The sequence below is a fragment of the Microbacterium sp. Cr-K32 genome (assembly GCF_000708345.1).
Taxonomy (GTDB): Bacteria; Actinomycetota; Actinomycetes; order Actinomycetales; family Microbacteriaceae; genus Microbacterium; species Microbacterium maritypicum_A.
This window is the reverse complement of record NZ_JARD01000018.1, coordinates 88,332-109,296: the sequence shown is the minus strand read 5'-3', so window position 1 is coordinate 109,296 and position 20,965 is coordinate 88,332. Positions and strand designations below refer to the sequence as shown.

20 protein-coding genes are annotated in these 20,965 nt (G+C 69.3%); 12 read left to right on the top strand and 8 right to left on the bottom strand.

Annotation, left to right across the window (positions count from 1 at the left end; genetic code table 11):
• Window positions 1-11: 11 nt before the first annotated feature.
• Together GZ64_RS0108840 and GZ64_RS0108835 are read left to right on the top strand one after the other, a co-directional pair.
• The gene (locus GZ64_RS0108840; protein ID WP_029265988.1) at window positions 12-1,031 is read left to right on the top strand and encodes an iron chelate uptake ABC transporter family permease subunit; all 1,020 of its coding nucleotides are present in this window, start codon (window positions 12-14) and stop codon (window positions 1,029-1,031) included.
• On the top strand, window positions 1,028-1,783 hold the full coding sequence (locus GZ64_RS0108835; RefSeq protein WP_021198083.1) for an iron ABC transporter ATP-binding protein: 756 nt from the start codon (window positions 1,028-1,030) through the stop codon (window positions 1,781-1,783). The genes GZ64_RS0108840 and GZ64_RS0108835 overlap by 4 nt, the downstream gene beginning before the upstream one ends.
• A gap of 14 nt (window positions 1,784-1,797) precedes the next feature.
• Here GZ64_RS0108835 and GZ64_RS0108830 read toward each other — a convergent pair whose 3' ends face one another.
• The 3 genes from GZ64_RS0108830 to GZ64_RS0108820 are packed head-to-tail and all read right to left on the bottom strand — an operon-like array spanning window position 1,798 to window position 3,728.
• Window positions 1,798-1,995, bottom strand: a complete 198-nt coding sequence (locus GZ64_RS0108830; RefSeq protein ID WP_021198082.1) for a hypothetical protein — start codon at window positions 1,993-1,995, stop codon at window positions 1,798-1,800.
• A 22-nt stretch (window positions 1,996-2,017) separates the two neighbouring features.
• A complete protein-coding gene (locus GZ64_RS0108825) occupies window positions 2,018-2,977 on the bottom strand; it encodes a DNA-3-methyladenine glycosylase family protein (protein WP_029265986.1) in 960 nt (319 codons plus the stop codon).
• 43 nt (window positions 2,978-3,020) lie between these two features.
• Window positions 3,021-3,728, bottom strand: a complete 708-nt coding sequence (locus tag GZ64_RS0108820; RefSeq protein WP_021198080.1) for a winged helix-turn-helix domain-containing protein — start codon at window positions 3,726-3,728, stop codon at window positions 3,021-3,023.
• Window positions 3,729-4,060: 332 nt separating this feature from the next.
• Here GZ64_RS0108820 and GZ64_RS0108815 point away from each other — a divergent pair, with 332 nt between their 5' ends.
• The 4 genes from GZ64_RS0108815 (at window position 4,061) to GZ64_RS0108800 (ending at window position 9,315) form a co-directional block, all read left to right on the top strand.
• Window positions 4,061-4,369 carry a GNAT family N-acetyltransferase gene (locus GZ64_RS0108815; RefSeq protein WP_021198079.1) on the top strand — a complete coding sequence of 103 codons (309 nt, stop codon included), beginning with the start codon at window positions 4,061-4,063 and terminating at the stop codon, window positions 4,367-4,369.
• Window positions 4,370-4,421: 52 nt separating this feature from the next.
• Window positions 4,422-4,904 (top strand): DIP1984 family protein, encoded by a 483-nt coding sequence (locus GZ64_RS0108810; RefSeq protein WP_021198078.1) that lies wholly within the window; start codon window positions 4,422-4,424, stop codon window positions 4,902-4,904.
• 256 nt (window positions 4,905-5,160) lie between these two features.
• Window positions 5,161-6,330, top strand: coding sequence for an exonuclease SbcCD subunit D (locus tag GZ64_RS0108805; RefSeq protein WP_029265984.1), 1,170 nt, complete (start codon window positions 5,161-5,163; stop codon window positions 6,328-6,330).
• Complete coding sequence (locus GZ64_RS0108800; protein ID WP_029265982.1) at window positions 6,331-9,315, top strand: AAA family ATPase; 2,985 nt, start codon at window positions 6,331-6,333, stop codon at window positions 9,313-9,315.
• A gap of 56 nt (window positions 9,316-9,371) precedes the next feature.
• On the opposite strand, the gene GZ64_RS0108795 is transcribed toward GZ64_RS0108800, so the two are convergent.
• Window positions 9,372-9,929, bottom strand: coding sequence for a phosphorylase family protein (locus GZ64_RS0108795; protein ID WP_021198075.1), 558 nt, complete (start codon window positions 9,927-9,929; stop codon window positions 9,372-9,374).
• Between the two features lie 108 nt (window positions 9,930-10,037).
• Between GZ64_RS0108795 and nadE the strand changes: the two genes are divergently transcribed.
• The 3 genes from nadE (at window position 10,038) to GZ64_RS0108780 (ending at window position 15,200) form a co-directional block, all read left to right on the top strand.
• Window positions 10,038-10,856: an ammonia-dependent NAD(+) synthetase gene (gene nadE, locus GZ64_RS0108790; protein WP_029259755.1), complete on the top strand. Its 819-nt coding sequence runs from the start codon at window positions 10,038-10,040 to the stop codon at window positions 10,854-10,856.
• An 82-nt stretch (window positions 10,857-10,938) separates the two neighbouring features.
• Window positions 10,939-14,409: a TM0106 family RecB-like putative nuclease gene (locus GZ64_RS0108785; protein ID WP_029265980.1), complete on the top strand. Its 3,471-nt coding sequence runs from the start codon at window positions 10,939-10,941 to the stop codon at window positions 14,407-14,409.
• Window positions 14,406-15,200, top strand: a complete 795-nt coding sequence (locus GZ64_RS0108780; RefSeq protein WP_029265978.1) for a GNAT family N-acetyltransferase — start codon at window positions 14,406-14,408, stop codon at window positions 15,198-15,200. Before GZ64_RS0108785 ends, GZ64_RS0108780 begins: the two co-directional genes overlap by 4 nt.
• 21 nt (window positions 15,201-15,221) lie before the next feature.
• On the opposite strand, the gene upp is transcribed toward GZ64_RS0108780, so the two are convergent.
• A complete protein-coding gene (gene upp / locus GZ64_RS0108775; RefSeq protein ID WP_021198071.1) occupies window positions 15,222-15,854 on the bottom strand; it encodes a uracil phosphoribosyltransferase in 633 nt (210 codons plus the stop codon).
• A gap of 80 nt (window positions 15,855-15,934) precedes the next feature.
• Between upp and tadA the strand changes: the two genes are divergently transcribed.
• Entirely contained in the window at window positions 15,935-16,390 is a 456-nt protein-coding gene (gene tadA, locus GZ64_RS0108770; RefSeq protein ID WP_021198070.1) for a tRNA adenosine(34) deaminase TadA, read from the top strand.
• Window positions 16,391-16,402: 12 nt separating this feature from the next.
• On the opposite strand, the gene GZ64_RS0108765 is transcribed toward tadA, so the two are convergent.
• The gene (locus GZ64_RS0108765) at window positions 16,403-17,374 is read right to left on the bottom strand and encodes a cation diffusion facilitator family transporter (RefSeq protein ID WP_021198069.1); all 972 of its coding nucleotides are present in this window, start codon (window positions 17,372-17,374) and stop codon (window positions 16,403-16,405) included.
• Between the two features lie 59 nt (window positions 17,375-17,433).
• Between GZ64_RS0108765 and proC the strand changes: the two genes are divergently transcribed.
• Complete coding sequence (gene proC, locus GZ64_RS0108760) at window positions 17,434-18,273, top strand: pyrroline-5-carboxylate reductase (protein ID WP_021198068.1); 840 nt, start codon at window positions 17,434-17,436, stop codon at window positions 18,271-18,273.
• A gap of 3 nt (window positions 18,274-18,276) precedes the next feature.
• Window positions 18,277-18,564, top strand: a complete 288-nt coding sequence (locus GZ64_RS0108755) for a DUF1905 domain-containing protein (protein WP_029259759.1) — start codon at window positions 18,277-18,279, stop codon at window positions 18,562-18,564.
• Window positions 18,565-18,580: 16 nt separating this feature from the next.
• On the opposite strand, the gene GZ64_RS0108750 is transcribed toward GZ64_RS0108755, so the two are convergent.
• A complete protein-coding gene (locus GZ64_RS0108750; protein ID WP_231479856.1) occupies window positions 18,581-20,107 on the bottom strand; it encodes a hypothetical protein in 1,527 nt (508 codons plus the stop codon).
• 47 nt (window positions 20,108-20,154) lie between these two features.
• The gene (locus GZ64_RS0108745; protein ID WP_029259761.1) at window positions 20,155-20,931 is read right to left on the bottom strand and encodes an ABC transporter ATP-binding protein; all 777 of its coding nucleotides are present in this window, start codon (window positions 20,929-20,931) and stop codon (window positions 20,155-20,157) included.
• Between the last annotated feature and the right edge of the window lie 34 nt (window positions 20,932-20,965).

Sequence of the window (20,965 nt, the reverse complement as noted above, 5' to 3'; positions counted from 1 at the left end):
GGACGGGCGACGTGACGACCACCGGCGTGCTCCGGTCGTCGGGCTCGTTCACGACCCCAGGGGCGCGCCGGCGTTACGCCGTGGTGCTCGGGATCCTCCTGGTCCTCGCGGCAGGGTCGGGCTTCGGTCTGCTCGCCTGGGCGAATCCGATGCCGGTCGGCTCCACCGGGTTCTGGCGGATCGCGCAGCATCGCGCCACCGACGTCACGGTGATGGCCCTCGTCGCGGTCGCTCAGGCCGTCGCCACGGTGAGCTTCCAGACCGTCACCAACAACCGCATCATCACGCCGTCGATCATGGGGTTCGAATCGCTCTATCGAGTCGTGCAGACCTCGACCGTGTACCTGTTCGGAGTGGCAGGGATCGTGGCGATCCAGGGAATCGGGCAGTTCGCGATCCAGGTCGCGATCATGGTCGGTCTCGCCGTCGCCCTCTACGGTTGGCTGTTGTCCGGACGCTACGGCAATCTGCAGATCATGCTCCTGGTGGGCATCGTGATCGGAGGCGGCCTCGGGGCGATCGCGACGTTCATGCAGCGCCTGCTCACACCCAGTGAGTTCGACGTGCTCGCCGCGCGTCTGTTCGGCAACGTGTCCAATGCCGACCCCTCGTACCTCCCGCTGGCGATCCCGCTGGTCGTCGCGGCGTCTGCGTTGCTGTGGCTCCGTTCGCGCCGGCTCAACCTCATGGCACTCGGCCCGGACGCTGCGCGCTCCCTCGGCGTCGATCATCGCCGCGAACTGTTCATCGTGCTGTTCCTCGTCGCCGTGTTGATGGCCACCTCCACCGCGCTGGTGGGACCGATGACGTTCCTCGGCTTCCTGGTGGCGACGCTCGCCTACCAGTTCGCCGACACGCACGACCATCGGCTGATCTTCCCCGTCGCGGTGCTCACGGCCTTCACGATCCTGGCCGGGGCCTACTTCGTGATGAAGAACATCTTCTACGCGCAGGGGATGGTGTCGATCCTGATCGAGCTCGTCGGCGGCACCGTGTTCCTCATCGTCATCCTCAGAAAGGGCAGACTGTGATCGCTCTCGACGGCGTCCGCCGCGAATACAGCAGCGAGGTCGCGATCGGCCCCGTCGACCTCGAGATCCCCGCCGGCGGAATCACCGCCCTGATCGGTCCGAACGGCGCGGGCAAGTCGACGCTGCTCACGATGATCGGGCGTCTGACCGGGATGGATGCCGGTGCCATCGAGATCGCGGGGCTCGACGTGGCCTCGACGAGATCGAAGGATCTGGCGAAGGTGGTGTCGATCCTCCGTCAGGAGAATCACTTCGTCACCCGCCTCACCGTTCGCCAGCTGGTCGGTTTCGGGCGCTTCCCGCACTCGAAGGGCAGGCTGAACCGGGCCGACGAGGAGATCATCAGTCAGGCGATCGACTTCCTCGACCTCGGCGCTCTGGAGGGGCGTTACCTGGACGAGCTCTCCGGCGGGCAGCGTCAGCGCGCCTATGTCGCCATGGTCCTCGCCCAGGACACCGAGTTCGTGCTGCTGGACGAGCCACTGAACAACCTCGACATGCGGCACGCCGTGCAGATGATGAAGCATCTGCGCCGGGCCGCGGAGGAACTCGGGCGCACGATCGTGATCGTGCTGCACGACATCAACTTCGCCGGGCACTACGCCGACCACATCTGCGCGATGAAAGACGGTGCGGTCGTGGAGTTCGGCTCGCCGGCGGCGATCATGACGGACGACGTGCTCACGCGGGTGTTCGACACCCCGGTGCGCGTGGTCGACGGACCGTCGGGCCCGCTCGCCGTCTACTACTGAGTCGGGGCGACCACTCAGAGCTCGATGCCGTGGTCCTCGTCGTTGACCCCGGCGTTGTTGCCGCGGCGCGACTCGTATCCGAGGAACCAGCCGAGCCACACGATGGCCGCGAGCAGGACGCCGAGCCAGACGTTCTGGAAGATCAGCCCGATCACGACGCCGACGATCAGCAGGCCGACGGTGACGAGGATGCGCAGCATGGAACGGGACATGTCACCAGCTTAGGTGCCGACATCAGCGGCGGCGATGGTCTTCGGGTGCGAGACGAGGCCCCCGGCGCGGTTCCTGCACACCACTCGCATAGATGAGGCGGACGACGCGTTGTCGCTGTCCGGCCCACGGCGCGAGGAGCTCGATCATCCCGGTGTCATCGGTGCGTGCACCCGTCAGCGCGTGGCCGACCTCATGGGCGAGGTGGTAGTCGCCGATACTGACCGCGTCCGGATCCCCGAGAGCGCGGATGCGCGTCTCCGCCGACGTCCAGACCCCCACGCCGGGAAGGCTCGTGAGCACGCGGTCTCGGTCATCCCCCGAGGCGGCGGCTCGGACGGCTCGGGAGATGCGATCTCCGCGCTCGGCTGCACGCACGATGGTGCGCGACTGGGGCGGCTCGACGCCGGCACGATGCCAGGCCCAGGACGGGATGCGATGCCACTGGTCGGGGGACGGCGCGGCGAACATCGGCCGCGGGGTGGGACCCGGAGCGGGTGCTCCGAACCGCGAGATCAGCCAGCGCCACGCGCCGAAAGCCTGCATGCCGGTCACCTTCTGCTCGATGATCGCGCACGCGAGCGCATCGAACACCTCGTCGGTACGCGTCAGACGCAGCCCCGGGTGGCGTCGTGCGGTGTCGGCGATGAGCGGGTGCAGGGAAGGATCGAAGTCGGAGGCGTCGTCGTGGGCACCGCAGAGCGCGGGCACCAGATCGAGGGCGATGCCCGATCCCGGGCCCCACGCGGTCGCGTGGACCTCGCCGCCGAGCATGCGCAGAGCGAGGGTCGTCGGTCCGAGGGGTGTGCGCAACGCGCGCCAGATGACGGTTCCGTCGATGACCATCGTCGGGTCGTTGCGACCGCGGCGGAGCATGCCGACCGTTCGGTGGAGATCGAGCTCGTGCGGCGGGCGGTAGACGGTCTCCTGAGCAGTGTCCGCGGGGGCGGCGTCCGCCGAGGCGGAGCGCGCTGTCAGGGTCATGCGCCCACCCTACGCGCAGCTGCTGACACCGGCTCCCGGCGACTCAGAAGCGGTCGGGCGAGGGGGTTCCGTGGCCGTAGCGGATGACGACGTCGGCGTGGCGGTCGAAGCGGTAGCCGATGCCGCGCACGGTGCGGACGATGTCCTCATAGCGACCCAGCTTCGCGCGCAGGCGGCGCACGTGCACGTCGATCGTGCGCTCACCGGGCGTCTCGTCGTCCTGGGCCTGCCAGAGCGCGGAGACCAGCTCGCTGCGTTCGATCGTGCGCCCCTCGCGGAGCACGAGGTACTGCAGCAGCTCGAACTCCTTGTATGTGAAGGCGGCGGACTCGCCGTCGATCAGCACGCGCTTGCGGGAGATGTCGACGGTGACGCCCGTCTCCTCGTCCGTGGTGTCCTCTTCCGCAGCGGCCTTGGTGCGCGCGATGGCACCGGGCTCCTGCAGAGCGAGACGGACCACGTCGAGGTCGCGGCCGCCCGATCCGTGCGGGGCGAGGGCGACCGTCGCGTGCGTCTCGGCTCCCGGGGCGAGCTCGGCGAGGGTGCGGCGCAGCGCGTCGACGAGAAGGGGGAGGCTGACGCCGGCTTCGGCGGCCTTGATCTCGTCCAGCCCGACGTAGAGGGCGAAGCCACGGGGTGAGCGCACGGCGGGAAGATCGGCTCCTGCGGCGGACAGGGGCGCGGCGGCTTCGTGCTGCGTGCGGATCGCGGCGGTGGTGGCGGGACGCTCGAGAAGTGCGGTGTTCGACATGATGATGAAGTCCTCAGGACGTGAGCCCGGATCGAGCGGGGCTCTGATGCGTTGCATGAATGACCGGCGGAGCCGGGAAGCGAGCAAGGGTGGATGCTCGGAGACGCTGACCTCGCAGATCGCGAGGAGTTCAGGTCAGGCGGGGTGGCTGTTCGTTCAGCGACACATTCGGCAACACATGCCAACGCGACCGGGCATCATCATCCCGGCAGTCCCGTTCGCCTCCTGGGCGGACAAAGGGCGTGCGTTGGTGGTCATGGGGGGATTATGTCCGATCGTGACGCCCCATGTCAAAACGCCCGGCGGCTCCGGGCGGGCGTAACGTGGTTCGAATGACGATCTCGCACACCGTCGGAGGCTTCATCCTGACCGACGAGAAGGACGCTTCGCGCTACACGCTCATGCGCGACGGGACGCTCGTGAGTGTTCTGGACTACCGGGACGACGGGCGCACCATCGCGCTCACCCGAGCCTTCACGATCCCGACTTTCCGGGGCAACGGCTACGCGGGAAAGGTCGTCGAGGGTGCGGTGGCCGACATCGAGGAGCGCGGTGATCGCAAGGTCGATGCCGTGTGCTGGTACGTGGCCGACTGGTTCACCGCGCACCCGGAGCACTCGGGTCTGCTGCGCTCCCGCTGACTCCCCGGTCATATGACGAACTGTTACGGTCGCTCCCTGCGAGGATGAGCTCATGAAACTCGCCGAGGCCCTCACCGCACGCGCCGACCTGCAGCGCCGCATCGAGCAGCTGCGGGCGCGTATCGTCGCGAACGCCCGCTACCAGGAGGGCGAGGAACCGGCGGAGGACGCGGCCGCGCTGATCGTCGAGGCCGATGCCGCGCTCACGCAGCTGCGCGATCTCATCCGCCGCATCAACGCCACCAACGCGCGCCTCGACCTGGGGGCGGACGGCACCATGACCGATGCGCTCGCCGCCCGTGATGTCCTGCGCCTGCGGCATTCGGTGCTGACCGATGCCGCGACCGCCGCCTCGGGGGCCAACGACCAGTTCCTCCGCCAGATGAGGTCGGAGCTGCGTCAGGTCTCCGCGCTGCCCGTCGCGCCGCTGCGCTCCCGTGCCGACGCCGTGGCTCAGGAGCTGCGCGAGCTCGACAATCGGATCCAGCAGGCGAACTGGTCGAACGACCTCGAGGAGGAGAGCGGAAGTCGGTAGTCACGACGAGGCGGGCACAACCCTCAGCCGGCGGGGCAAGCCGGCACCTGTCGGGCGGAGGGCAGCCCAGATATCGCATCGCGCAGCCCCGCACGCCGCACAGGTGAAGGTGCACACGGCATCTCGCATCACCGCGTGCCGATCATCGTGACGAGGGTGGGTCAGGGGACCTTCCGCTTCCTCCTCCGCAGGGCGTGAGAGCGGTGCTGCGGCACGCCTCGGATGAAATGTCGGAGGGGGTTCGTACGGTGTGAGTATGCGCATCCTGCACACCTCCGACTGGCACATCGGCCGGACGTTCCATGGCAACTCGACCATGGACGCCCTCGCCGAGGTGCTCGGGGCGCTCACCGCGCAGGTTCGCGAGAACGCGGTCGACGTCGTCGTCGTCGCGGGAGACGTCTTCGACTCCGCCACGCCCTCCGGAACCGCATACACCCTGCTCGGCGATGCGCTGGTGGCGCTGCATGAGACAGGGGCGCGGGTGATCGTGACCAGCGGCAACCACGATTCGGCCGCGCGCCTCGGCTTCCAGGCGCGGCTGCTCCGCGAGGGCATCCACGTGCTGACCGACCCGCTCGCGGTGGGAGCGCCTGTGACCGTCAACGATGCGCACGGGCCCGTGCACTTCTTCGGCATTCCCTACCTCGAACCCGCCATCGTGCGACAGCACTGGCCCGATGGTGACAGCTCCGGGCGCCCGTTGCGCACGCAAGCGCAGACCATGGCTCACGCGATGCACCTGGTCCGCGCCGGCATGGAACAGCACCCGGGGCGCTCGGTCGCGATCGCGCACTGCTTCGCCGCCGGTGTCGACGCCACCGCCGGGCTCGAACGCGAGGTGCGTCAGGGCGGCCTCGACGTCGTGCCGCTGAGCGTCTTCGACGGTCCTGACTACGTGGCGCTCGGCCACATCCACGGGCGTCAGCAGCTCAGCGATCGGGTGCGCTACGCGGGCGCTCCTCTGCACTACAGCTTCGGCGAGCAGCACAAGCCCCGCGGTTCCTGGCTCGTCGACATCGATGCCGACGGGCTCTCCGGAGTCGAATGGTTGGAGCTGCCGGTGCCGCGCCGCCTCGTCACACTCACGGGCGCGCTCGACGATCTCCTGTCGACCGAACTGGTCGCAGAACACGCGGGCGACTGGGTCTGCGCCGTCTACACCGACGCCGTGCCGCAGACAGAGCCGATGCGGCGTCTTCGCGAGAGCTACCCGTACTGCGCCATGGTGCAGCACCAGCCCTCGGTCACCGCCGAGGCGGACAAGCGCTCCTATGTGCAGCGTCTGCGCACCGCGGTCACCGATGCCGACCGCATCGAGGCCTTCCTCGAGCACGTCAGGGCGGGGCACGGAGCGACAGAGGCGGAGGGCGAGCTGATCCGCGCGGTGCTCGACGAGCGAGTTCGTGCCGAGGCTCTCGTCTAGATGCGTCTTCATCGCCTGGAGGTCGAGGGGTTCGGCCCCTTCCGGTCACGTCAGATCGTCGACTTCGACGCGTTCGCCGACGACGGCATCTTCCTGATCGCCGGACGGACAGGGGCGGGCAAATCCAGCATCCTCGACGCCGTCTGCTTCGGGCTCTACGGCGGAGTGCCGCGCTACGACGGTGGCGAGAAGCGGCTGCGGAGCGACCACTGCGAGCCCGACGATCCCTCCGAGGTCGTCGTCGAATTCAGCACGCCGACCGGCCGCTTCCGGGTGACCCGGTCGCCCGAGTACCTGCGCCCGGCCAAGCGCGGGGGAGGGATGACCAAGCAGGCCTCGGCCGTCGCCCTCGACGAGTGGACGGATGTCGGGTGGATCGGTCGTGCGGCACGGGCCGTCGATGTCGCCGGAGAGCTCGACGAGATCCTGCAGCTCAGCCGTGAGCAGTTCCTGCAGGTGATCCTGCTCGCGCAGAACCGGTTCTCGGAGTTCCTCCTCGCGGGCAGTCGAGACCGCCAGGCGCTTCTGCGCCGCCTGTTCGGCACCCAGAGGTTCGAAGATGTGCAGGCGCGGTTCGACGAGCGTCGTCGTGTGGCCGAGCACGCTCTGGGCGCCCGGCTCGCGACGGTCGAGGCCCGCGTCGAGGAGGCCGAGCGGCTGGTGTCCGCCGATGGCCTGTCAGGAGAGGGCGATGAGACCCCGCCCGAGACGGTTCGCGCCCCGTCGTCGATCGAAGATCGACTCGACGCCCTCCGACGTGCGAAGGCCCGCGCCCACTACCGCGCAGAGCGTCGAGCATCCGAGCAGGTCGACGCGGAGAAGCGGTCGGCCGCAGCCGACGAGTCTCTCGCCGTGGCGCGGGACGAGCAGCGGGCGCAGCGCGAGCGCGACCGCGCGAGGTCGGCGCTCGAACGACTCGAGGCCGAAGCGCCCCAGATCGACGATGCCCGCGCAGAGCTCGCTGCGGCCCGAGCCGCGGAGGCGCTGCGGTCGACGATCGCCGCAGTGGCGCGCGCGCATTCCGCGCTCGCGGTCGCCTCCCGAGACGAACAGGACGCCCACGCGGCGGGCGAGGCGCTCGGTCTCGACGTGGACGGCGACCTCGAGGCCTGGACGGCGGCGGCGACCAGAGAGAGCGGTGCCTGGCAACACGCGCGAGAACTCGAGGAGAGCGCGCCGACGCTCGACGCCGAAGTCCGCGCAGCGGAGGAGGCGGTCGTGGCAGCGACCGCGCGCATCGAAGCTGCGAACGTGAGGCGTGCCGCGCTTCCCGACGAGATCGCCGCGTTGCACACGCTGCGCGACGAGACCCGTCGCCTCGCCGATCGGGGGGAAGACCGGCAGGCCGCGCAGCAGGCGGCAGAGCTACGCCTCACGGCGGCGCACGAGGTGGAACGGCTGCGAATCGCCGAGATCTCCCTCGAGCAGGAGCTCTCGCAGGCCACCGCGCTGCACGCGGATACGCAGTCAGCTCTGGCGCGACTGCGTCAGCGACGAGCCGACGGCATGGCCGGAGAGCTCGCCTCGACGCTCCGCGACGAGCACCCCTGTCCGGTCTGCGGCTCGCTCGATCATCCGGCGCCGGCCACGCATTCGGATCCGGTCTCGCCCGAAGACATCGCCGCCGCAGAGGGCGCGCGAGATGCCGCATCGCAGAAGGAGCGTGATCTGGCGTCGAGCTCCTCGACGTTGCGCGCCGAACTCGCCGCCGTCACCGCCCGCGCCGACGGTCGGGATGTCGAACAGGCCGAGAGCGAGTACGCCGAGGCCGCTGCGGCACTCTCGAGCAGCCGTGCCGCCGCCGAGGCGCTGAAGACGCTCGACGGTCGCATGGACGAACTCGTCGCCCGTGTCGAACTCCTCGACGCCGAGCGGGAAGACGATGCCAGGGCTCTCGCAGAACTGCGCGAACGGCATGCGCTCCTCCGCCAGCGCAGCGCGGAGGCACACGAGCTGATCGCCGAGGCGCGGGGCGGTTTCGACACGGTTGCCGCACGGATGTCCGACACCGAGGCGAAGATCGCCGCGGCCCGCGCCGTGATCCATGCGATCTCGGAGCGGGCACGCAGGGTCGAAGCTCTCGCCGAAGCCGAGGCGGAGCGCGAGGCGGCGCTCGCAGACTCCGTGTTCGATGACGAGGCGGCGGCGGAAGACGCTCTACGCTCGGCCACAGAGCAGGAGGCGCTCGACACGCGGATCGCGCAGCATGCGGTGCAACGAGAGAAGGAACGGGCCATCCTGTTCGACCTCGAGTTGCGCACGCTGCCGGAAGAGCCGATAGACCTCGCGCCGGCCGAGCAGGCATCGGCGGACGCACGCAGCGTCTGGACGCGCGCGGTCGACGAAGCCGCCAGAGCCGCGGCAACCGCAGAGCGGCTCGGAGGGCTGATCGACTCGGCTTCGGACGAGCAGGCTCGCACCGCCGACGATGCCGCGGAGTTCGAGGTGCTGCAGAACCTCGCCGACACGATCGCGGGGCGAGGTGCCAACACCCGCAAGATGACGCTGGAGACGTTCGTGCTGGCCGCGGAGCTCGAGGAGATCGTCGAGGCGGCCAACCGTCGACTGCACGACATGTCCGCCGGTCGGTATCAGCTGCAGCACTCCGATGCGCTCGCTGCCCGCGGGGCGGCATCCGGACTCGGCATCGTGGTCTTCGACGCCTTCACCGGGCAGACCAGGCCGCCGCAGTCGCTGTCAGGGGGCGAGACGTTCCTCACATCGCTCGCCCTCGCCCTCGGACTGGCCGAGGTCGTGACCGCGCGCGCGGGCGGCATCCGTCTCGACACGCTCTTCATCGACGAAGGATTCGGTTCCCTCGACGGCGACACGCTCGATGTCGCCATGCGCACTCTCGACGAACTGCGGCAGGGGGGCCGCACCGTCGGAGTGATCAGTCACGTCGAGGCCATGCAGGAGCAGATCCCCGCCCAACTCACGGTGCGCGCACTGCCGAACGGACCGAGCGTCATCGAGGCGCGCTGACCCGAGACCGAGACCGAGATCGAGGCTGACGCGAGCGCGGGAGGGCGCCCCCTTCGTCAGACGCCGTACTCGCTGCGGATGAAGTCGCGCAGCTGCACGCTGCATCGTGCGACGGCCTCGCGCCAATCCGTCAGCGCACCGTCCTCGGCCTGATCGGAGACGGCGCGGAACACGCGGATCGGCACATCGAACTGTGCGGCGACCCAGATGAAGGCGTACGTCTCCATGTCGACCAGGGCAGCCCCCGACGGACGGATCACGGCGGTGACTTCGGCGTCCTCCACGAAGTGGTCACCGGTGGCGATCAGAACACCTTCCCTTCCGGTGCTGACGCGCGCCGGAAGGGAGACGTGCTGGCCACGGACGCCGTCGAGGTCGGTCACGTCGTGCTGGAATGCGGTTCCGACCTCATGCACGGTCGCCTCGAGAGCGGGGTCGATCGCGCCCGCCGTGCCCACGACCACGATCTCGTCGTAGACCCGGGCATCGAGCGCGCGGGTGAGCGCATACGTCGCCGGCAGCTTGCCGGGGCCGGTCACGAGTCGGTCGAAGCCGTCCAGCTCTTCCGGGAAGGCGGACAGTTCGGAATCAAGGGCAGCGACGAGGAGCTTCACCGCCCCATTCTCTCAGGACTTCACTGGCAGGAACGTGCGAACGCCGCGGCGTCACCCGTGCGTAACACAGAGGGGCGATACTGATTCGAGGACAAGACGGAGGATGACATGTCGTTGCAGCAGCAGATCTCTGAAGACCTCGGCGTCCGGCCGGAGATCGACCCGGAAGCCGAGGTCGAGCGCCGGGTCGGGTTCCTCGTCGAGTACCTTCGCTCGACCGGCGCGAAGGGCTTCGTGCTCGGCATCTCCGGTGGGCAGGACTCCACGCTGGCCGGACGCCTCGCACAGCTCGCGGTCGAACGGGTGCGGTCCGAGGGAGGCGAGGCGAAGTTCCTCGCCGTGCGTCTGCCCTACCGCGTGCAGCACGACGCGGCAGACGCCGAGGCCGCCCTCGAGTTCATCGCACCCGACTCCTCGGTCGAGGTCAACATCCAGAACGGTGTCGACGGGGTCGAGGAGGACATCGAGTTCGCGGTCACGAGCGACATCAGCGACTTCAACCGCGGCAACATCAAGGCCCGCGTCCGCATGGTCACGCAGTACGCCCTCGCCGGCCACGACGGGATGCTCGTCATCGGCACCGATCACGCCGCCGAGGCCGTGACCGGCTTCTACACGAAGTTCGGCGACGGTGCGGCTGACGTCCTGCCGTTGTCGGGGCTGAGCAAACGGCAGGGGCGTTCGCTGCTGCAGTTCCTCGGTGCTCCGGACCGCCTCGCGTTCAAGGTGCCGACCGCCGACCTGCTCGACGGCCAGCCCGGCCGTGCCGACGAGGACGAGCTGGGGCTCACCTACGAGCAGATCGACGACTTCCTGGAAGGGCGCGACGTCGAGCCCGAGGTCGCCGGCCGCATCGAGGCGAGGTACCTCGCGACGCAGCACAAGCGCCATCTTCCGGTGACGCCCGACGACACCTGGTGGCGCTGACCCGCTTTCCCGGGAGGCCCACGCTTTCGCCCGTGTCGGATGCCGCGGATAGTGTCGAAGCATCCGACAGAACGGGAGCATCGTGCGGATCGACACTCAGGCGCAGCGCGTCATCTGGAGCGCGAGCGACCTCAAGGCGGCCGCGGAGTGCGAGTTCGCGTGGTGTCGAGCGATCGACGCGAAGCTCGGAAGAGTGCCGGCGGTCGAAGAGCCGGAAGACGCGACCCTGAAGCGGGCCGCGGAGTTGGGCGATGTGCACGAGCAGAACGTGCTGGCCCGCTACATCGACGACCTCGGTGACGAGAACGTCCACCGCATCGAGAAGGTCTCTTCCGTCGATGCCGATGCATTGGCGGCTGCGGTCGACGAGACCATTGCCGCCCTCCGCTCGGATGCGGAGGTCGTCTTCCAGGCGGCTTTCGCGACCGAGGAGTTCGTCGGTTTCGCCGACTTCCTCCGCAAGGATCACGACGGCCGCTGGCGGGTGCAGGACTCCAAGCTCGCCCGCAAGGCCCGCGTCACGGCGCTCATGCAGCTGGCGGCATATGTCGACCAGCTCGATCGCCTCGGCATCCCGCGCTCCGACGAGGTCGACCTCATCCTCGGCGACAGCACGCTCAGCACGCACGCCGTCGACGATCTCCTTCCGCTGTTCCAGGTGCGGAGGGCGCGACTGCGCGCCCTCATCGCCGATCGACGCATCGCCGAGGGTGCGACGGGCGCGCCGCTCGCATGGGGCGATGATCGCGGCGACCTCCAGATCGTGGCCTGTGGCCGCTGCGCCACCTGCGAGGAGCAGGTGCTCGCGCATCGCGACCTCCTGATGGTGGCGCGGATGCGTCCGGTGCAGCGAGCACGTCTGCGGGCATCCGGCATCGAGACGATCGACGAGTTGGCCGTGGCACCCGACGCTCCCGCGGGCATGAACGTCGACACGTTCGAGACTCTCCGAGCCCAGGCGCGTCTGCAGCTGCGTGCTGACGCCGAGGGAGCACCGACATTCGACGTCCACTACGCGCAGGCGATCCACACACTCCCGCTGCCCAGTCACGGCGATATCTTCTTCGACTTCGAGGGCGACCCGCTCTACACCGAACCCGCTCCCGACGGCGAGGCGCTGTGGGGGATCGACTACCTCTTCGGCTGGGTCGACAACGCGGACCAGTACTCGGCGTTGTGGGCTCATACCTTCGCCGACGAGAAGCGGGCTCTCGAGATGTTCCTCGACTTCGTCAATGCGCGCAGGCTGGCGCATCCCGGCATGCACATCTACCACTACGCGCCGTACGAGACCTCGCACCTCGTGGCGATGGCCGCGCGGCACGGCGTGCGCGAGGGCGAGGTCGATCGGCTGCTGCGCGAGGGCGTGTTCGTCGACCTCTACCCGCTCGTGCTGCGGACCGTCCGGGTCGGCTCCCGGTCGTACTCGATCAAGAAACTCGAACCGCTCTACATGGGCGATGACGTGCGCACCAGCGACGTGCAGAAGGGCGACGACTCGATCGTGCAGTACGTCGCCGCTCGTGAGCTCGCGGCGGCGGGGGAGAAAGCCGAGGCCGACGCAGTGCTGGCCGACCTCGCCGATTACAACCGCTATGACTGCGTGTCGACACGACGCCTGCGCAACTGGCTCATCGACATCGCACGCCGGAAGGGCGTGACGCCCGCGCCGCCCGACGATGCCGACGAGGTCATCTACGAGCCGTCCCCCCGTTCCGTCGCGCTGCTCGCCGATGCGGAACGCGCCGTGGAAGACGGCGGCGACGGGCTCGTGCACCGTATCGCCGCCGCGGCCATCGACTACTTCCCCCGCGAGGCGAAGAGCTTCTGGGTGTCGCATTTCCAGCGGCTGCGAGAGCCGGTGACGATGTGGGACGGCACGCGTGATGTGGTGAAGGTCGATCGCCCGTCGTCGGTCGTGCGCCGCGAGTGGAGCATCGGCGAGGGACGACGTGTGATGTCGCGTGACATCGAGATCCGCGGCGAGGTATCGCCCGGCACGACGCTCGGCCCGGGTGCGCAGCCGTTCGCGCTCTACGAGGTCCCGGCCCCCTTCGACACCGAGGTGCCTTCACGCGCCGTCCACGTGCCGCACACCGTCACGGTGGTCGAGGTGCTCGACGACGGCTACCTCGTCTCCGAGTCGGCAGTGCAGGGTCAGACCTGGGACGAGCTGCCGCTCGCTCTCACCCCGGCGGCGCCTCCGCGAGTGGTCTCACTGCAGGGAGCGATCGACGAGTGGGCCGATGCCGTGCACGCGGCCGCGCCCGGCTTCCCGCACGACGCGGCGACCGACATCCTGCGTCGAATTCCCCCGCGCACGACATCGGGCGAAGCACTGCCCCCGGCCCGCGACGATACGATCGATGCCATCGTGCGTGGTGTGCTCGACCTCGACCGCAGCTACCTGGCGGTGCAGGGCCCTCCGGGGACAGGGAAGACCTATACCGGATCGCGTGTGATCGCGCGCCTGGTGAACGAACACGGTTTCAAAGTCGGCGTCGTGGCGCAGTCGCATGCGATCATCGAGACCCTTCTCGCGCGCATCGTCGCCGACGGCGTCGCGCCGGCGCAGGTCGCGAAGGCGCCGAAAGATCCCGAGGCAGAGCCGCCGTACACCGTGATCCCGAAGAACGGCATGGCATCGTTCCTCGCCGAGCATGCGGGCGAGGGGGCCGTCGTCGGTGGCACGGCCTGGGACTTCAGCAACACCCAGCGTGTCGATCGTGCCGGCCTCGATCTTCTCGTGATCGACGAGGCGGGTCAGTTCTCGCTCGCCTCGACGATCGCCGTCGCGGCTGGGGCGAAGCGGCTGCTGCTCCTCGGCGATCCGCAACAGCTCCCGCAGGTGAGCCAGGGCGCGCATCCCGAGCCCGTCGACACCTCGGCCCTCGGCTGGGTGATGGACGGCGACCCCGTGGTGCGGCCCGAATACGGGTACTTCCTCGCACGGTCGTGGCGGATGCATCCGTTCGTGGCTGGGCCGGTGTCGAAGCTCGCCTACGCCGGACAACTCGCCTCGGCGCCGGGAACCGAGCGCCGCTCACTCGACGGAGTCGATCCGGGGCTGCACGTCGTGCCGCTGCGCCACCGCGGCAACGCGACGCAGTCACCGGAGGAAGCCGCCGAGGTCGTACGACTCGTGCGCGATCTGGTCGGGAGAACGTTCACCGACAACGACCCCGACGCCTCGACGAGGCCGCTCACGCCGTCCGACATCATCGTCGTCACGCCTTACAACGCGCAGCGTCAGCTGGTGCTCGACGCGCTTTCCGACGCCGGCTTCCCCGACGTTCCGGTGGGCACTGTCGATAACTTCCAAGGCAAGGAGGCTGTCGTCTCCATCACGTCGCTCGCCGCCTCGAGCGGACGGGACGCTCCCCGCGGACCCGAGTTCCTGCTGCTCCAGAATCGGCTCAACGTGGCGATCTCCCGCGCGCAGGTCGTCGCCTATCTTATCCACTCGCCCGCGTTGCTCGACGATCTGCCGTACACGCCGGAGGGAGTGGCTCGGCTCAGCGCCTTCGCCCGCTTGGTCGGTGCGGCGGAATGAGCGAGCCGACGCACGCGCACTCGACAGACGAGATCCTGCGCGCGGCTGCGGCCTGGGTGTGGTTCCCGCGCGACAGCGAGCACGAGCGCAGTGAGCTGCTCCTCGTGCGGGATCCGTCGAGATTCGGCGGCGGAGTCCGCGGTTCCCAGGTGAGCTCCGTCCTCGAGCCCACGGAGATCGTCGACCATGCTCTGGAGCGGACGAGAGCGTGGGGCGCGTCGAGATTCACCTTCTGGACGAACCCCTCCGACCGTCCGGACGTCGAGGAGGAGCTTCGTCGGCGGGGAGCGGAGCATATCGACACGGTGGCGGTGTTCGCTCGACCGGTCGATGGCGCCGCAGCAGTCGATGTGCCGGACGACATCACCGTCGAGGTCGTGCGCACGCTGGAGCAGGTGCGTGACGTCGACGCGGTCAACGTGCCCGTGTGGCAGCAGGAGCCCCTCGACCCGCAGGGACTGCGGGCGGAGCTCGCCGAGGTGACGACGGCGCTCGAGACTCGCGAAGGCTTCCGGATTCTCGCGCGGATCGGCGGCCGGGCGGTCAGCACCGGCGGGTGCACGATCGACGGTGGATTCGTCCGGCTCTGGGGTGCTTCGACACTGCCGGAGTACCGTGGTCGCGGCGCGTACCGCGCGGTCCTCGCCGAACGCCTCCGAGAAAGCGCAGCCTGGGGAGCGACGACGGCGCTCGTCAAGGGGCGCATCTCGACGTCGGCGCCGATCCTGGCGCGCGCCGGCTTCACCCACTTCGGCGATGAGCGCGCCTACCGCCTGACTCTCGAGGCCTGACCCCGTCGGGGCAGGTCCGCGTCAGACCGTGCCGTAGAGCCGATCGCCGGCGTCGCCGAGTCCGGGCACGATGTACCCCTTCTCGTCGAGGCGCTCGTCGAGCGCGCCGAGCACGAGGGTCACATCGCGGTCGCCCGCCATCGCCTCGATCGCGGCGACGCCCTCCGGGGTGCCGAGCAGGCAGATCGCCGTGACGTCCTTCGCACCGCGGTCGAACAGGAACTGGATCGCGGCGGCCAGCGAACCCCCGGTCGCCAGCATCGGGTCGATCGCGAAGCACTGACGGTCGCTCAGATCATCGGGCAGACGCTCGGCGTAGGTCGTCGGCTCGAACGTGGTCTCGTCGCGCACCATGCCGAGAAAGCCGACCTCGGCGGTCGGGAGCAGCTTCACGAGGCCTTCGAGCATGCCGAGACCGGCACGCAGGATCGGCACGACGATCGGTCGCGGTTCCGAGATCTTCACGCCCGTCGTGGTGGTCACCGGGGTCGTGATCTCGATCGGGCTGACCTTCACGTTGCGTGTCGCCTCGTACGCGAGCAGCGTGACGAGCTCCTCCGTGAGCTGCCGGAAGACCGGCGACGGCGTGCGCGCATCGCGCAGTACCGAGAGCTTGTGAGTGATGAGAGGGTGGTCGGCCACGTGAACACGCATGGATACAGGGTAATGCGCCGCGCGGTCGGGCACGACATCGAAGCTCCGCCCGCGCTCGGCGGCTGTCGTAGGCTCGACGCATGACCGCTGCAGACGACCTCGCGATGCAGCGCGCCCTCGTGCTCGCCGCCGAGGCGGCCGCGGCATCCGAGATCCCCGTCGGCGCCGTGGTGATCGACGGGGGAGGGCGGATCATCGCCGAAGGGCGCAACACCCGCGAGGAGACCCACGATCCGACCGGTCACGCCGAGATCGAGGCGCTGCGGCGCGCGGCGGCGTCCGTCGGTTCCTGGAACCTCGACGGGCACACGCTCGTGGTCACCCTCGAGCCGTGCATCATGTGTGCCGGTGCCATCCTGCAGTCCCGCGTCGGCCGTGTGGTGTTCGGAGCCTGGGACGACAAGGCCGGCGCGGCCGGGTCCATGTACGACGTGCTGCGCGATCGCCGGCTGCCCTACCGGGCCGAGGTCATCGGCGGCGTCCAGGCCGACGCGGCCACAGCGGTGCTGCGTTCGTTCTTCGAGCAGCGTCGCTGAGTCGAGCTCCGCTCAGTCGGACGACTTCAGCACGAAGACGTCGGTCGAGGGCTCGGGGTCGATCGCCGGGCGGTACACGTCGGGCTCGATGTAGACGATCCGCGCCACCGGAACGGCCTCGCGGATACGGGCCTCGATCGCGTTGATGTCGTCGGCGGCCTCGCGCAGCGGCTTGTCGGCGTTCAGCGCGATCTTCGCGGCGACCATCAGCTCGTCCGGGCCGAGGTAGAGCGTCTTCATGTGGATGATCTTCTCGATCTCATCGCCCGCGTTGATCGCGTCCACGATACGGTCGTGGTCCGCCTGCGTCGCGCCTTCACCGACCAGGAGGCTCTTCGTCTCGACGCCCAGCACGATCGCGATCAGCACCAGCAGCACACCGATCATCACGGTGCCGAGTGCATCGAACATCGGGTTGCCCGTGATGAGGGTGAGGCCGACGCCGAGAAGGGCGAACGTGAGGCCGGTCAGCGCTCCCACGTCTTCGAGCAGCACGACCGGGAGCTCAGGTGCCTTCGAACGACGCACGAACGACACCCACGACTGGCCCTTCTCCCGCACGAGGTTGCTCTCGCGCACGGCGGTGCGCAGCGAGAAGGATTCGAGCCCGATCGCGACGACGAGCACGACGAGCGGCAGCCACCACCACGTCTTGTCGAGCTCGTGCGGATTCGTGAGCTTCTCGACGCCTTCGTAGATCGCGAAGAGACCACCGACCGAGAAGAGGATGATCGAGACGACGAAGGCGTAGACGTAGCGCTCTCGCCCGTACCCGAACGGGTGCGCACGGTCGGCCTCGCGTCGGGCCTTGCGCCCTCCCAGCATCAGCAGCAGCTGGTTTCCGGAGTCGGCGACGGAGTGGATCGCCTCCGCGAGCATCGAGGCAGACCCGGAGAGGGCCCAGGCGATGAACTTCGCGAGGGCGATGCCCATGTTCGCCAGGAACGCCGCGACGATGGCCTTGTTGCCTCCGGATGCACTCATGGGACGAGTCTAGAACCGCCCGCCCGAGGATGTCGGAGTGCCCGCCGTAGGATGACGACATGGCTGACTCGCTTCCTTCGCTCGCTTTCCTCGGTGCCGGCTCGATGGGTGGTGCGATCCTCCGTGGGGTGGTCGCCTCGGGTATCCCCATCGACGGCGGCATCGCCGCGACGAACCGCACCGCGGAGAAGGCGGAGGCATTCGCCGGGCTCGACGGCGTCACGAGCATCGCGCTCGCCGAGCGGCCGGACGGCAACGCCGAGGCGGTGGAGGGCGCCCGCATCGTGCTGGTCGGCGTGAAGCCGGCCATGGTGCCCGACCTGCTCCGCGAGATCGCCCCGCACCTCGCCGCCGACACGATCGTGGTGAGCGTCGCCGCCGGCGTCACGCTGCAGACCTTCGCCGACGTGCTCGGTGCGGATGCCCGCGTCATCCGCTCCATGCCCAACACCCCGTCGACCGTCCGCAAGGGGGTCACGGGAATCGCGGCAGGCGCCGCGGTCTCGGACGATGACCTGGCTCTGGTGCGTCGCCTCTTCCAGACCGTCGGAGCCGTGGTCGAGGTGCCCGAGTCGCAGATCGATGCGCTGTCGACGATCTCGGGCTCCGGTCCGGCGTACGTCTACCTGCTGATCGAGGAGTTCACGAAGGCCGCGGTGGGCATGGGGTTCGACGACGCCGACGCCCGCCTGATGGTCGAGCAGACGTTCATCGGCGCGACGGCGCTGCTCGACGCCTCGGGCGAGGACCCGACGGAACTTCGTCGTCGGGTCACCAGTCCGAAGGGGACGACCGAGCGTGCGGTCGCCGTGCTCCAGGACGCGCATCTCGAACGCACCTTCGCCGATGCCGCCGCTGCGGCTCTCGCGCGTGCCAGGGAACTCGCCGCCGGGGCGTGAGTGATGCGACTGCGGATCGAGGGCGCGATCTGGTACTGGCGCGGTCCCGCGCCCTTCCATTTCGTCACGGTGCCAGCCGCCGAGAGCGAGCTGATCCACGAGATCGCTTCCGTCGTCACGTACGGGTGGGGCATGATCCCCGCATCGGTCACTGTCGGTGAGACCACGGTGACCACCGCCCTGTGGCCGAAGGACGGCGGGTACATCGTGCCGATCAAGAAGGCGCTCCAGGACCGCGAGGGCGTCGGAGTGGGCGACGTGGTCGAGATCACCCTCGACATCGACGCCTGACGGGTTCCGGTCTCGCTCAGCTCTCGCTGGACACGTCGGCGAGCACATCGGGCCAGCGACGATCCAGGACCCTCCCGCCGAGCACGGTTCCACCCCAGATCGTCAGTCCGCCGAACGCGATGCCGCATGCGAGGCTGACCCAGCCGAGGGCGGGGTTCCAGATCGCCGCGATCGCGAATCCGAGTGCGGGGGCACCGAGGGCGAGCGTGATCGGACCGATGATGATCATCGCGAGCAACGACTGCACTCCTCCGGACGAGCCGCGTCCGAAGGGATTCGCCTCCGGGGCGGGTGCGCGTCCGGGGAGGAAGCTCCCCACCCATGCACCGGCGCCGCCGGCGATCGCCGTCAGGCCGAGAGCGGCGCCGAGACTGCCCGGCAGCAGGTCGGGACGTCCGGCGAGGAGGCAGGTCGCCACGCACAGCACGATCGTCACCGGAACCGCGATCAGCCCGAAGCCGAGCAGGCGTCCCGCGCGGTCGGCGGCACCGCTGACCCCGGTGAGGATGTGGATGGCGACGGCATCGTTGTCGTAGGCGATCGCCATCTGCACGATTGTTCCGGCGAGCAGGGCGTTGATCGCGGGGATCAGGGTGATGGCCGGGGCGAAGCCGATCGCCTCCTCCTGCAGACCGTTCATCAGCGCGATGCCGATGAAGATCGCCGGCAGCAGCAGGAGCATCACGATGTTGACCAGTTGGCGCGGATCACGACGGAAGTAGCGCAGCGACCGTGCGGCGATCGCCCCCATCGAGTTCGCCGGCAGCACCCGGTCGAGCAGACCGCCGGAACGCACCCGTCCGCCCCCGCTGCTCTGGATCGGCGAGACGAGTCGCGCGGCCAGCAGCCGCTGCGACGCGAACCACAGCACGACCACCGTCGCGAGGGCGATCAGCAGGCGGAGCGCGGCGGTGAGGATGTCACCCTGTGCGGCCGAGGCGGACACCCCGAATACGGCACCCACCGGTGTCCAGGCGGCGATGTCGGCGATGGTGGTGAACGCCTCTCCGACGTCACCGACCCTGGTCAAGGCCCCGATCCCCAGGTTGAGGATGAGGCCGGACGAGGCGGCGAGCAGCACGCCGAGGGTCAGCACCAGGTCGCGTGTGCTGCGGCGCGCCAGCCAGCCGGCGAGGAGGCCGCTCACCACGCGGGCACCGAGCACACAGGTGCTGACGGCCACCGGGATCATGATCACGGCGCTCAACAGAGCGGGCATGCTGACCGACCAGCCGAGCAGCATCAGCAGCAGGGCGACCGTGGTGCCGATACCACCGATGGTCGTGGCTCCGGCGACGACGAAACCCGGCAGCAGTGCGGGTGCGGTCACGGGCAGCAGAGCGAAGCGCTCCGGAGCGAGCGAGTCGTCGGCGCTGACCAGGATCGACCCGATCCACCACCCGAGCACGATCACCGAGCCGGTGAGCACGATGGCGGTGACGGCGCCGTCGGGCGCGGCGAAGCGCAGCGCGACGAGTCCGGCGGTGAGCCCGGCGAGGAGCCCGAGCGCCACCATGCCCGTGATGATCAAGGTGACGATCATCCAGGGATTGCGGGACAACTGATGGCGGAGCTGCCGCCAGCGCAGACTTACGAGGAGCGCAACCATGCGAGCGTCTCCGTTCCGAGGTCGTGCGCCCCCACGAGCGTGAGGAAGCGCTGCTGCAGGGAGAGGCCGGCTCGCACCTCGTCGAGCGGGCCGTGCGCGAGCAGGCGTCCCTCTGCGACGATGGCGACTCTGTCGCACATCGATTCGACGAGTTCCATCACGTGGCTGGAAAGCACGACAGTGCCGCCGCCGTCGACGAACGATCGCAGGATCTGCCGGATCGTCTCGCCCGACACCGGGTCCACGGCCTCGAGCGGCTCGTCGAGGATGAGCAGGCGCGGAGCGTGGATCAGCGCGCAGGCGAGTCCGATCTTCTTGCGCATGCCCGCGGAGTAGTCGACGACGAGCGTGTCGCGGGCGTCGGCGAGCCCGAGGGCCTCGAGCAGGTCGACGGTCCGGGAGACGACGTCCGCCTCGGCCATGCCGCGCAGGAGCCCGGTGTATCGCAGCAACTCGGCGCCGGTCAGTCGGTCGAGCATGCGGATGCCGTCGGGCAGCACGCCCATACGCGCTTTCGCCTCGGCGGGGTTCTGCCACACGTCCGCGCCGAGCACCCAGGCGGTTCCCGCATCGGGACGCAGCAGGCCCGTGGCCATCGCGAGGGTGGTGGTCTTGCCCGCCCCGTTCGGGCCGAGCAGCCCCAGCATGGATCCGGCCGGCACGTCGAGGGAGAGACTGTCGACGGCGACCTTCTGCCCGAACTGCTTGCGAAGCCCGCGAAGGGCGAGGACGGGAGGAGCCGCGGTGTGGTCGGTCATGGGTCCCATCCCATCACGACGACGCGGACCCTCA